This is a genomic window from Gloeocapsa sp. DLM2.Bin57 (genome assembly GCA_007693955.1).
Taxonomy (GTDB): Bacteria; Cyanobacteriota; Cyanobacteriia; order Cyanobacteriales; family Gloeocapsaceae; genus Gloeocapsa.
On record RECR01000050.1, the window covers coordinates 55434 to 66902 of the forward strand.

The 11469-nt window shown below is 37.1% G+C and carries 15 protein-coding genes and 1 pseudogene; 3 read left to right on the forward strand and 13 right to left on the reverse strand.

Annotation, left to right across the window (positions count from 1 at the left end):
- Positions 1-9 precede the first annotated feature (9 nt).
- The 3 genes from cysW to EA365_04455 are packed head-to-tail and all read right to left on the reverse strand — an operon-like array spanning position 10 to position 2700.
- Positions 10-816, reverse strand: a complete 807-nt coding sequence (cysW, locus tag EA365_04445; GenBank protein ID TVQ46906.1) for a sulfate ABC transporter permease subunit CysW — start codon at positions 814-816, stop codon at positions 10-12.
- Complete coding sequence (gene cysT / locus EA365_04450; GenBank protein ID TVQ46907.1) at positions 803-1651, reverse strand: sulfate ABC transporter permease subunit CysT; 849 nt, start codon at positions 1649-1651, stop codon at positions 803-805. The genes cysW and cysT overlap by 14 nt, the downstream gene beginning before the upstream one ends.
- Positions 1652-1665: 14 nt before the next feature.
- Positions 1666-2700: a sulfate ABC transporter substrate-binding protein gene (locus EA365_04455; protein ID TVQ46908.1), complete on the reverse strand. Its 1035-nt coding sequence runs from the start codon at positions 2698-2700 to the stop codon at positions 1666-1668.
- 347 nt (positions 2701-3047) lie between these two features.
- On the opposite strand from EA365_04455, the gene EA365_04460 reads away from it, so the two are divergent.
- A complete protein-coding gene (locus tag EA365_04460; GenBank protein TVQ46909.1) occupies positions 3048-3242 on the forward strand; it encodes a hypothetical protein in 195 nt (64 codons plus the stop codon).
- Positions 3232-3444 (forward strand): type II toxin-antitoxin system HicB family antitoxin, encoded by a 213-nt coding sequence (locus EA365_04465; protein TVQ46910.1) that lies wholly within the window; start codon positions 3232-3234, stop codon positions 3442-3444. The genes EA365_04460 and EA365_04465 overlap by 11 nt, the downstream gene beginning before the upstream one ends.
- A gap of 372 nt (positions 3445-3816) precedes the next feature.
- On the opposite strand, the gene EA365_04470 is transcribed toward EA365_04465, so the two are convergent.
- Entirely contained in the window at positions 3817-4359 is a 543-nt protein-coding gene (locus tag EA365_04470) for a DUF2854 domain-containing protein (GenBank protein TVQ46911.1), read from the reverse strand.
- A gap of 74 nt (positions 4360-4433) precedes the next feature.
- Between EA365_04470 and EA365_04475 the strand changes: the two genes are divergently transcribed.
- Positions 4434-4616 (forward strand): hypothetical protein, encoded by a 183-nt coding sequence (locus tag EA365_04475; protein TVQ46912.1) that lies wholly within the window; start codon positions 4434-4436, stop codon positions 4614-4616.
- Positions 4617-4862: 246 nt separating this feature from the next.
- On the opposite strand, the gene EA365_04480 is transcribed toward EA365_04475, so the two are convergent.
- From EA365_04480 to EA365_04520, 9 genes and pseudogenes are all read right to left on the reverse strand, one after another.
- A complete protein-coding gene (locus EA365_04480; GenBank protein TVQ46913.1) occupies positions 4863-5486 on the reverse strand; it encodes a HEAT repeat domain-containing protein in 624 nt (207 codons plus the stop codon).
- Positions 5483-6274: a HEAT repeat domain-containing protein gene (locus tag EA365_04485; protein TVQ46914.1), complete on the reverse strand. Its 792-nt coding sequence runs from the start codon at positions 6272-6274 to the stop codon at positions 5483-5485. Before EA365_04485 ends, EA365_04480 begins: the two co-directional genes overlap by 4 nt.
- A 120-nt stretch (positions 6275-6394) precedes the next feature.
- Positions 6395-6883 carry a phycocyanin subunit alpha gene (gene cpcA / locus EA365_04490; protein TVQ46915.1) on the reverse strand — a complete coding sequence of 163 codons (489 nt, stop codon included), beginning with the start codon at positions 6881-6883 and terminating at the stop codon, positions 6395-6397.
- Positions 6884-6945: 62 nt separating this feature from the next.
- Positions 6946-7464 (reverse strand): phycocyanin subunit beta, encoded by a 519-nt coding sequence (locus tag EA365_04495; GenBank protein ID TVQ46916.1) that lies wholly within the window; start codon positions 7462-7464, stop codon positions 6946-6948.
- 656 nt (positions 7465-8120) lie between these two features.
- On the reverse strand, positions 8121-8360 hold the full coding sequence (locus EA365_04500; GenBank protein TVQ46917.1) for a hypothetical protein: 240 nt from the start codon (positions 8358-8360) through the stop codon (positions 8121-8123).
- A 207-nt stretch (positions 8361-8567) separates the two neighbouring features.
- Positions 8568-9564 (reverse strand): annotated as a pseudogene (locus EA365_04505) (IS630 family transposase).
- Between the two features lie 30 nt (positions 9565-9594).
- Positions 9595-9945 carry a hypothetical protein gene (locus EA365_04510; GenBank protein TVQ46918.1) on the reverse strand — a complete coding sequence of 117 codons (351 nt, stop codon included), beginning with the start codon at positions 9943-9945 and terminating at the stop codon, positions 9595-9597.
- A 318-nt stretch (positions 9946-10263) separates the two neighbouring features.
- The gene (gene aroQ / locus EA365_04515; protein TVQ46919.1) at positions 10264-10725 is read right to left on the reverse strand and encodes a type II 3-dehydroquinate dehydratase; all 462 of its coding nucleotides are present in this window, start codon (positions 10723-10725) and stop codon (positions 10264-10266) included.
- Positions 10726-11149: 424 nt separating this feature from the next.
- Positions 11150-11380 carry a hypothetical protein gene (locus EA365_04520; GenBank protein TVQ46920.1) on the reverse strand — a complete coding sequence of 77 codons (231 nt, stop codon included), beginning with the start codon at positions 11378-11380 and terminating at the stop codon, positions 11150-11152.
- Between the last annotated feature and the right edge of the window lie 89 nt (positions 11381-11469).

Genomic DNA, 11469 nt, shown 5'->3' on the forward strand with positions numbered 1-11469 from the left:
CCTCCTAAATTAAAGGTTTGCTTTGTGTCCTGTTTTGCGTTCGAGAATTTCTTTGAAAATCAAAGTTAGTCCTGCTAAAAAAGCTAAGATCATAGCAGCACTAAAAGCTGTAGTTGTTTGATAATTTTTGTAAGTTTGTTCTACGAAAATTGGTAGAGTCGTAGTTCTTCCCATAATACTTCCAGAGACTACCGCAACTGCACCAAATTCCCCCATAGCTCTGGCATTAGTTAACAAAAGACCATACAATAATCCCCACCGTATATTGGGTAAAGTAACACGACAAAAAATCTGCCAATCATTTGCTCCAAGAGTTCTCGCTGCTTCTTCTTGATCTGTCCCAATTTCTTCTAAAACTGGGATAACTTCTCTAGCGACAAAAGGAAGCGTAACAAACATAGTTGCTATGACCATTCCTGGAAGTGCAAAAATAATTTTTATTTGCATCTCTTTTAACCAATCGCCAAACCATCCTTGTGCACCAAAGAGTAAAACGATCATTAATCCAGCTACTACAGGAGAAACAGAAAAAGGTAAATCAATGATACTCATTAGTAGAGCTTTTCCTGGAAATTTATTTCTAGCAATTACCCAAGCAGCACAGAGACCGAAAATGGTATTAAGAGGTAAAGTTATTGCTGTAATAATCAAACTCAACTTAATTGCTTCTTGAAAATTTCTCTGATTGAAATTATCGAAAAAGACATCTACCCCTTTGTGTAAAGCTTCGTAAAAGATAGTGAAGGTAGGTAAAAGAATGAGGATGAACATATACAACACAGCGATCGCTATCAACAGATTTTTATTTAGCTGCATAACGACTACCCCATTGTTGTAAAAGATTAATTATGAGCAATAACAATAAAGAAACCAACATCAACACCGTTCCGATTACCGTTGCTCCCTCGTAGTCATATTGCTCTAAGCGTTGAAAAATTAACACAGGTGCAATTAAATCTTGAAAAGGAATTCCCGAAGAAATAATCAGTACTGAACCATATTCACCCACTGCTCGGGAGAATCCTAAAGCTATACCTGTTAAAATTGCAGGCATTAAAGGTGGTAGAATAACTCTCCAAAAGGTTTGACTTGCTGATGCACCTAAAGACCAAGCTGCTTCCTCTATTTCCTCTTCTAATTCTTGTAAGACTGGTTGCAGGGTTCTGACAATAAAAGGTAGAGAAATAAACAGCATTGCCACAAATACACCTAAACGAGTAAAGGCAATTTTAATGCCAAAAGGAACAAATAATCTGCCTATAACTCCTGATTCACTATAAATAGTTGCCAAAACTAAACCCGCTACAGCTGTTGGTAAAGCAAAGGGTAAATCAACCGCAGTATCAATTAATTTTTTACCAGGAAATTCGTACCTTACCAAAACCCAGGTTAATAGAGTTCCCATGACTCCATTAATACCTGCAGCTATCAAAGCAGTAACAAAGCTAACCTCATAAGCTGATAAAGCTTCTTTAGCAGTAGCGATGCGCCAAAATTCCTCAGGTCCAATAGTTAAAGATTTACTAATTAGTGCTGCTGTCGGTAACAACAGAAAGATGATTAAATAACCTATGGTAACTATCCAAGGAATGGAAAAATACCGTAAACTAGTTCTTAAAGTGTTTGATTTTAAGTAATTGCTAGCGATCATTGCTAATTTCTCCTTTATCTTGCGCTCATAATTTGGTCAAATATTGCACCATCATCAAAAAAATTCGTTTGTACTGCATCCCAACCACCTAAATCTTCCACTGTAAATAAGTTGTCAATTGTCGGGTATTGGGAGCTAAATTCAGTAAATACTTGTTCATCTGAGGGACGAAAACCAACTTTAGCAAATTCTCTTTGAGCTTCTGGTGTAAAGAGGAATTCAACAAAAGCTTCTGCTACTTCTCTTGTTCCCCGTCTATCAACAACTGCATCTACTACCGTTACAGGATTATCAATAGAAATGTTGTAATCAGTAGGGATAAAATAGGTAGATTTATACCCTTGTTGTTCAGCTAAAATCACTTCGTTTTCATAGTTCATCAAGACATTTCCTTGTCCCTGTTTGATAAACACGTCACTAGCTTCTCTAGCATCTTTAGGTAAGACGGGAGCATTTTTAAATACTGCTTTGGTAAATTCTAAAGCTTGCTCATCAGTTCCCCCAGATTGAGTGACCACACCCCATAGAGCTAGGAAATTCCATCTTGCACCTCCTGAAGTTTTAGGATTAGCTGTAATTATTTGGATGTTATCGTCTGTTAAGTCAGACCAGCTATCTATTGTGGCTGCTTGATCACGAGTTACCAAAGCTACTACAGAACTATGGACAGTAGAGTTATTGGGTAACTCTTGTTCCCAACCAGGGTTAATTAAACCTGCTTGCTCAATTCTTTTCGTATCTAAAGCTAAAGCTAAAGCGACAATATCTGCTTCTAAACCGTCAATAATCGCCCGAGTCTGTGTACCAGATCCTGCATAACTTTGGTCAAAAGTCACTCGTTGACCTGTTTGTTGTTCCCAAAGAGCGGTGAATTTCGGAATGATTTGCTCATAAGCTTTCTGCGTAACTGCATAAGATACTAGTGTCAAGTTAACTGGTCTTGATTGGGATTGAACTTGTAAAGGATGAAAGCAAACTGAGATTACCCCACTGATTATTAGTCCAAGGGCAATTCCTCTAATAAATTTCCACTTCAACTTGATTTGCATTTAATTTGACTCCGAAACACTATTAAATTTAATTGAGATTGAATTTGAATTCATTTTAAGCGCAAAAAGCAAAAAAAGTCAAGAAATAAATTAAATAAGTAGCTCGGCTTAATTAAACGGTCTCCCAAAGGGAGCGCTACGCGATGCCGAAGGCACAGCCCTAAGTGCTGCCCGCCTTTCAGGTAAGGGCATACCGCGAAGCGGATCTCTTCGAGATCGCCGTCACTGTACCTTATGAGTCAGAGAAACCCTATAAATGGTCAAGAGAATACGTTACTTATGGAGGAATTAAACAAAGAAGGTAAAATTGAACAAGAATTTGATAAAGTTAAGAAACTTATCTTGCAATTAGACAAGGAAAAATTTGCAGACGCCTCTCAAATCAGCTATCAATTAAAGGCGACGATTACATTTTTACCAAGGATAATGTGGAAGAAATCGTTAATATTCAGCCCAAAGGTAGCAAAGCCAAAGGGTATCAGGTCAGGCAAGTTAGAAATCTCATTGTGAAGTACGGTTTAGGAGATAGCGATGTCAGTTAAGTACGAATTGATTATTTATTGGAGTGAATCAGACCAAGCTTTTATCGTAGAAGTGCCAGAATTACCTGGATGTATGGCAGATGGTCAAACCTATGTCGAAGCGGTAACGAATGCTGAAGTAGTAATACAAGAATGGATTGAAACAGCTCAAGAATTAGGGCGCGATATTCCTACTCCTAAAGGAAGGTTGCTTTATGCTTAGATCTCTTGTTGGAAAGCAAAAATCCTAGGTACTTATCTTGTTCATAGATAAGTTGCCTAGGACTGTAGGGAATATAAAGTATTTAAATTACTTATAGATGAGTTACTTAGGGCTTGCTTAATAAGTCTGAAACTTAGATTCAATAAAGGTTTTAGAAAAAGTGCAAGGGTTTTAGCCAAATAAATGTTAAAACTGTAGATTTGACTTTTTAGTCACCTTTTAGTAATATGTAAAACATATAAGCTGATCCCCTATTTTTCCGAATTCCGAATTCCGAATTGATCCCCACTGGGATTTAGTTTTTCAGCAGACCATACTTAATAGTCAAGGTGAGATTGCATATTACTCCTGTAATTTAAATATTCCAGAAAATTAAATACTGATTAAACTCAGTTCTATATAATCCTCTTCGGGTTGTTTAATCTCTGCTTTGATATTAGGACCAAAAAAGCTCTCAATCTTACTTTGTTTTTTTTCCCAAGTCTCTAAACTAATCAAAGAAGAATCAAACTCTAACACTAGAGTATAACGTCCCTGAGTTTCTACTTCTCTTAATCCTATCAATACTGGTCTTTCTTCGTCAGTAGGACTTAAACCTAACTTTTCTAAAGATAAATCTAGATGGGCCTGTTGTCCATAACGATAACGAGTCACATCTTTACGTATTTGATTTTGAGTTTCTGTAGCTTGTGATTCGCGTAACTCGATAATCTTTGGTGAAGTTGGTTGACTATAGACAACTGGTTTTAATTCTGAAGCTTTGAGAGCTAATCCTCCTAAGACTAGAGGTACTCCATAGAATAAACCCGCTAAATTAAGGGTAGCGTTACCCGTAGCGTAAGCGATAAAACCAACAATAGTAAGTGTTCCACCTACTACTAAACCCAGTGAACCTAGAGAAATCTTGCCAAACATTGATAATCTTGTCAAAAAATTGCGATATTATTTATTTTAGAGCTTAGAGCTTATTTTAACTGAAGAAAAATAACATGGATAAAACCGAACTAGTAGCCAGATTTAAAACCATCGAAAGCCAACGGGAATATTTAGTTAAATTACTAGAAAAACCCAGCTTAGGTACTTTACGCTTAGATGTCAATCAAGCTCTTGAGGAATTAGATGAGTTAATCGAGGAGTTTGACCAAGTTTTTCCAGGAGAAAAAAGCTTATAAACATATTACCCGAGAGTATTTGAAATCACGGGTGACAAGAGATTAAGCGACGTGGACAGGGTATGGGGTGCGGGGTGTGGGGTGTGGTAAAATTTATATTTAGTTACTAAATATTTACTTAGATAGACTCTCATAAATAGCAATTTTAGCTCAAGAATCAGTTGCCAAAAAAAACCTACACCCTACACCCTACCTCCTACACCCTCTTTTTAAGTTTATTGTCACCCACTGAAGTCTCTGAGTTATTTAGACAAAATTGACCAAAGCTAAATCAATACGAGATTTAATCGTTATTTCTGGTTCTTGTTGTTTTATTTCGGTTAGTTTAGTAGTAATTGACTCAATCAAAGTAGGATTAGATTTCCCTAAAGATTCTAACCCTACTACTCCTGCATAACGAACTATCCATTCTCCATCGTTAAGAGTAAGAAATAAGGAATCTAAGACCTTTTGTTGCGCTTTAGCTATGTCTTGGGGAGGAAGTTGAGACCAAAGAATGTTTCCTAAACCTTTAGCTGCTGCTCTACGCACACTAGGGGAAAAATCCTCTAAAGCGGAGGTAATCAATAAATCAAGAGCGCGAGGATCGCCGATTCCGGCAAAAACCCTTACAGCCCAAGCTCTAGCACCATAATTATAACCGTCAACCTGTTCTAATAATTGTGGTACAACTACTTGTCCTAGGGATATTAGTCCATCAACAGCAGCGACAGCAGCACCTGGATTATTGTAACCGAGTACAGCGATTAAAGTGGAAATTGCCGCGGGATCTTGTTGCTCTGCTAAAGCTTGTACTGATTTTAAGAGAGTAAGAGCTGAAGTAGCGTTGTTGACGGCGTCAATTAAACTTTGGGTGTTCATTTTACTTATAATAATCCATCCATCAACTGCATGATCTCGATACTGCGAGGGGATAAGTTAGGCTCATGACTGAGTTGATATTCTAATAATCCTTTGAGTGAAAGTAGTTTAAGACTGTTTTCGGCAAAAGTTGTGGCGATCGCTTCTGCTGAGGGGAGATAACCACTAGCACCGAGATCAATCAAAGCGGAGCGACGCAGTTGCAGTTCATTGGTAGTTAAAGCTTTAACGAGCATTTCCCCATAAACTGGATTTTCTGTTAATTGATAGAGAGCGCGAGCTGCTGCGTATTGTACTTTGGGTATAAAGTGTTCTAAAAACGGTTCAATAGTGCTAATAGCGTTAGTAGCTTTAAGAGTTCCTAAAGCCTCGATAATCGCTTCATAGGGTTGAGTCAGATGAGGTTTTCCTGGTACGATTTGAGCTGCTGCTACACCTCCTGTTAGCAATTCTTGTAAAGGGGGAATCGCGCGAGGATCTTGTAACATTTCTAGAGCTTGAGCCGCTGCCTCTCTTAGGTAATAGTCGGGGTTGCTTAAACAGCCAATCAATGGCTCTACTGCTTGGGTATTTCCGAGCTTTCCTAATGCTCTAGCTGCGTTGCGTCTAAGGGGATATCCTCCATCGGGTGCGCGATCTTCGCAATCTTCTAACGCCTCAAGCAAAGCTGTAATCGCGGCTAGATCTTTAACGCGAAAACGCCCTAACCACCAGGCTGCGTAATAGCGTTGACCTAAATCTTCTGTTTGTTGGAGATTGGCGATCGCTTTTTCTACTGTTAGAGAGTTTTCTTCCATATTTTTACAATAACAACGCCTGGAACGAAGGACAAATACTAGTTTACTCACCAATATCTGACTGTCTTTCCAGGCGATAAGTTTAGGTTACTTCAAACTATGATCACAAGATCTTGTCTCTTAGCTTAGAGCGTTGATAGCATAATCTAGGTAAGAGTTAGCTTCAACAGCTGCATCTCCGCTTAGACCGTGGCTAGCTTTGATGTTTTTGAGAGCTTCGATGTACCAGCTAGGAGATAGTTCAAAGCTACGGTTGATTTCATCGATACCAGCTAAGAGGTACTCATCCATAGGACCTGTGCCACCTGCTACTAAACAGTAAGTAACCATACGTAGGTAGTAACCGATGTCACGAGCACATTTAGCTTTTCCTTCGGGAGTAGAAGCGTAGTTAGGACCAGTGGTGCTGGTGGTATAAGGGAATTTGCTATATACTGCTTGAGCTGCACCGTCGATTAGACGTTGAGAGTTTTCGGTTAAGCTTTTTGCTGCTTGTAAGCTAGCTGCTGCTTGACGGAAACGTCCAAAAGCTACTTGGATTTCGGTGCTGCTGATAAAGCGTCCTTGAGAATCAGCTGCTGCTACTGCTTCGGTTAGAGGGGTTTTCATTGTTTTATTTTCTCCTGAATTTTTATGTTTAGACTTTGGTTACTGTTATTGACGTTTCGTTACTAAGCTACTGCTGCTGCTGCGCGATCAAAGTAGCTAGAGATTTCAGACATTAAAGCGCTGCAATCACCAGGGGTGATGTTGTTACGATCTCCAGCGATCGCTAGTGCTGCGTCTTTCATTTTTTGAACGCCTACAGCAACTGAAGCTCCAGGAGTACCTAGTGCTACGTAGGTTTCACGTAAACCATTTAGACAACGATCTTCGAGTACACTTGCATCACCAGCAAAGATAGCATAGGTTACATAGCGTAGGATGATTTCCATGTCTCTTAAGCAAGCAGCCATACGACGGCTGGTGTAAGCATTTCCACCGGGAGCAATTAATTGAGGTTGCTCAGCAAAAAGAGCACGTGCTGCGTTGGTAACGATTGCAGATCCATTGCTGGTAATACGATTAACTGCATCCATACGTTTGTTGCTTTCGCTAACCATGGCGCTTAAAGCATCGATTTGAGAGCTGGATAAGAATTCGCCTCTGGCATCGGCTTGAGAAACAACTCTGGTAAATGCGTCGAACATTCGTTTTAATCTCCTGTTTGTTGTCTTTTTTTACTTTTATGAGAAACCAGTTTAATCTGGCTTGTCGTTGTCTGGGTTTTGATGTTTATTTATCTCATCTACCCCTCAGCTTCTTTTTATACAATGTCTTTTGGTCTTTTGCTATTACATATTGTTAAGTTGTTAAACTTGTTTGTTTACTTTTCTTAATATTTTCGAGACATCTTTAATCTAGCTTAGTCTTACCTACTCAAGCTTTCCTATCTTTTGCCTCTTTTCCCCTTAATTGTTAACAAACCCTCAACAATCTCAGATTCTTAGCAAATTTTGTTACACAACTTTACGTTTCTTAACTTTGTCGTGATAATTTTCTCAAGATTATGTGTATTTACTGAATTATTGAGTTTTTAAACAGGAAACAGGTTGTGATCGGTTGTAAACCTAATAAATAACTGTTTGCTTCAAAACCTCTAATTTGTTCAATCGCTACTGGAACTATGTAAGATCGAATGGAAAATAAAACGAGATCTTTAGGTTTTTGGTTTTAGGTTTTAGGGGTTAGGTATTAGGTTTTGTTATTTCTATATATTATATTTCACAAATGCCTTTTGCTTTTTGCCTTTTGACTTCTATTATATTTTTAGCTTTCTCTCAATCCATTTCATATAAGAATATTTTCAATAAATAACTCCTGCTACGTTTCCCGCTATGATAGGAATAATCAAAGGATCGTCATCAGATCTTGGACATTCGTTTGCTGTAATCACTTTTTCTTTCTCAAAGTTGGCTGAATTAATAATGATCGTAGCCCTTTCTTTATTGCATATTCCCGCTAATAAACTCTTGTTGAGATTAAGATTGTCAATAGTCATCTCTCCAGAATTAACAATTCCATATTGATTATTTTCAATTGTCAAGTTTCTCACGGTTAGATTACCGTCATTACTAATACCTATCCCAAGAGGATGATTAACTATCTCTATATAGCAATCAGAAATGATTTATGAGAACAAAGTAGGAATTTTTCATGGAGCAAGTGCGACTGCAATACTAATTTTTTAAGCGTTCTCCAAGAGCTCCGCGCCATCGGTGCGCTAATCTTACAAGTTTTTCCTAAGAATAGTTTAAGAAAATGAACCATACATTGATAGTTTGGGGAAGTGGAATAAATCTTGATTAATATTCCAAGAAAATAGCCATTTAACTATCTTAAAGTTATCACAAAGATTCCAATATTTTCTTACCATTTCTTTTCCTTGTAGCCAAACATCTTCAATGGGGTTTTGTTCAGGTGCATTCGGAGCTAAACGAATACATCTTATTAACCATTCTTCTTCGCTTTTCCCTTGGTTTATTTGGTCTAAATATTCTCTCCATTCTTGACTACGATGATAAGTAGCTCCATCCCAAATAATGACAAGCTTTTTGTTTTTATTTTCTTTGATTAATTCCGTGACAAAATTTATAGTGTTTTCTGTATTTCCTTGTGAATATTCTTGAGCAATAACTTTTCCTGTTCGATAATTTATCGCACCATAATAAGTTTGTTTTTCTTTCTCATTTTTGAGTGGAATCTCAATTCTCATCTTGGTTTTACCCCAAACATATCCACAAATATCTCCCCAAAGTAAATGACATTCATCTAGAAAAAACACCAGTAATTCCTCTGATTCAATCTTTTTTCTATTTCTTTTTTTTTAGGGCTACTGCTTCTGGGTCTTTCCTGGGGTTCTTTTTTTGTGACTTTTTCCATGATATTCCCGCTTCATGAAATAAATCATAATAACTAGACTTAGCCGAAAATGTTACGTTAAACTGCTCGGCTATGTAATATTCTAGTTCATTTAGATTCCAACTATTTTTCTCTTTTAGCCAACCAAGAACAATTGCTTTTTCTTGTGAACTTAGATAGGCTTTTGACCCTTGATAGGCAAGCTTTATTCCCTCAAATCCCTTGAGAATAAATGCTTGTTTCCATTTACTAATAAAACCAGAAGAAACTTGTAAAATCTTCATTATTTCCCGATGTGGGTAGCCCCTTAATGTCATTCTAACAGCGATCGCTCGTTTTAATTCTCTAGGGTCAGGATTCGACTCTATAAAGGCATTTAATTCTTCCATATTAGTCTATATTTACTTTCTTTTATTTTCTCACATCTCGTTACTGATTGCTATATCTGTTAAGTTAGGCGCAGAACTAGAATCAATAAATATCACTGATTTGCGGGAATTCTCTAGTTGATAATTACTAATTTTTAAGTTAGATATGATTGGATTAGCTGAAGAAATTGACAAGATGCTATCGCTATAATATCTTTCTTCTACACTTCCTGAATCAAAAATAATCTCTGAAATACTAGGAGAAGATTGACTAATAGCCATTCCATCATTAGTGATGATTAAACTTTCAATTTTTATACCCTGATGGATTATATCTTCGCTATTTATATAAATCTTATGATCTTTGATTTGCAGATTAGTGAGTTCACTATCTTGATACATACTAATATCAGCATTGAAATTGTTTAATAACAACGTTTTGCTCTGTCGTGAGATCCGTTGCTTGATAAGTTATTCTTCCTCCTAGAGTGTTTTTACCTAGTACTCTTTGGACTTGATATCCATGTTGGGTAAAGTCAGGAAGATTGCTCATGATGTTTGATTAGATATAATTTCTCATGGCTGTTAAAAGATCAAAAAGCTAAAAATAGAATTTGATCTTTATATGCTGTTAGTATTTTCTTACTTATAGATTATACCATAATCTTAAAAAAAGATTCAAAGACAATAATCTTCTGAAAATTACGTGTATTTACTGAATTATTGAGTTTTTAAATAGCTGGCGATCGCTTGTAAACCCAATAAATAACTATTAGCTCCAAAACCGCTAATTTGTCCAATCGCTACTGGAGCGATGTAAGAATGATGTCGAAATGATTCTCTCTGGTGAATATTACTAAGATGCACTTCTACAGTAGGAATTTTAACTCCTGCGATCGCGTCTCGAATCGCTACACTGGTATGAGTATAAGCACCAGGATTAATCACTATCCCCTGATATTTATCTATAGCTTGGTGGATTGCATCAATTAATACTCCTTCATGATTAGATTGCAAGCAGAATAACTCCACTTGCAACCTTTTTGCTTCCTCTTCTAGGAGGAGATTAATTTGATTTAAAGTTAAAGATCCATAAATACCCGGTTCGCGATATCCTAATAGATTAAGATTAGGACCATGTAAAACCAGAATATTGAGTTGAGGAAGTTCTTGGGTAGCCAAGGGTGATCTTAACGGCGACGGAAAGTTGGTTCTTCAACTGGAATAGGGATTAACTCTTGTTCTGGTTGAGGATCAGGACCTAAAAGAGTTTCTATTAGTCTTTGTGCTAAGTCTTTTAGCGTTTCTAAAAGTTTTTCTATATAATCCATTGAACAGATGGCTCCTGTTTAAATTGCGCCTACTTATCTTGATTGTAACTGAACTATGCCGAACTGGACTTAGATAAATTCACCTAATCTAGTTTAGGATACTGCTTAGACAAGGATTTATGCGGTATGATTAGCTACCTATCTACAGTATTTTACTCTTTTCACAGGTCACTGGCAACAGTAGTTACCCGATAGAGGTTTATTAACTTTTTCTTTACATATTTTTACAATAGCATATTTTGTTCTGTTTGGACAAGTGCCGATTTTAAACATTTTTATTCAGATTGTGGATATTTTTGGGCTTCTTGAATAACCGTTTCAGTAGGTAAGTCCAGGGATTGGGCAATAATATCGATACTCAATCCTAATTGTAACATTCTGGGGATAGCATTGAGTTTGGTTTGCTCTACTCCTTCTTGTCTCCCTTCTTGTCTCCCTTCTTGTCTTCCTTCGTCTAAAGCATCTTGATAAAATCTGGTTTGTTTTAAATCACTGAGACTAAACATAGCTTCTATTTCCTCCCTTCTAGCTAAAGGTAATTTAGCTTAACCGCGAGAAGCCTCAAGCTTTATTTTCTCAAATAAGCGTGAGATGA

Bases quoted from the DNA above. Each gene is read 5' to 3' on its own strand.
- cysW (TVQ46906.1), bottom strand. From the start codon at position 816: ATGCAGCTAAATAAAAATCTGTTGATAGCGATCGCTGTGTTGTATATG.
- cysT (TVQ46907.1), bottom strand. From the start codon at position 1,651: ATGATCGCTAGCAATTACTTAAAATCAAACACTTTAAGAACTAGTTTA.
- EA365_04455 (TVQ46908.1), bottom strand. From the start codon at position 2,700: ATGCAAATCAAGTTGAAGTGGAAATTTATTAGAGGAATTGCCCTTGGA.
- EA365_04465 (TVQ46910.1), top strand. From the start codon at position 3,232: ATGTCAGTTAAGTACGAATTGATTATTTATTGGAGTGAATCAGACCAA.
- EA365_04470 (TVQ46911.1), bottom strand. From the start codon at position 4,359: ATGTTTGGCAAGATTTCTCTAGGTTCACTGGGTTTAGTAGTAGGTGGA.
- EA365_04475 (TVQ46912.1), top strand. From the start codon at position 4,434: ATGGATAAAACCGAACTAGTAGCCAGATTTAAAACCATCGAAAGCCAA.
- EA365_04485 (TVQ46914.1), bottom strand. From the start codon at position 6,274: ATGGAAGAAAACTCTCTAACAGTAGAAAAAGCGATCGCCAATCTCCAA.
- cpcA (TVQ46915.1), bottom strand. From the start codon at position 6,883: ATGAAAACCCCTCTAACCGAAGCAGTAGCAGCAGCTGATTCTCAAGGA.
- EA365_04495 (TVQ46916.1), bottom strand. From the start codon at position 7,464: ATGTTCGACGCATTTACCAGAGTTGTTTCTCAAGCCGATGCCAGAGGC.
- EA365_04510 (TVQ46918.1), bottom strand. From the start codon at position 9,945: ATGTATCAAGATAGTGAACTCACTAATCTGCAAATCAAAGATCATAAG.
- EA365_04520 (TVQ46920.1), bottom strand. From the start codon at position 11,380: ATGTTTAGTCTCAGTGATTTAAAACAAACCAGATTTTATCAAGATGCT.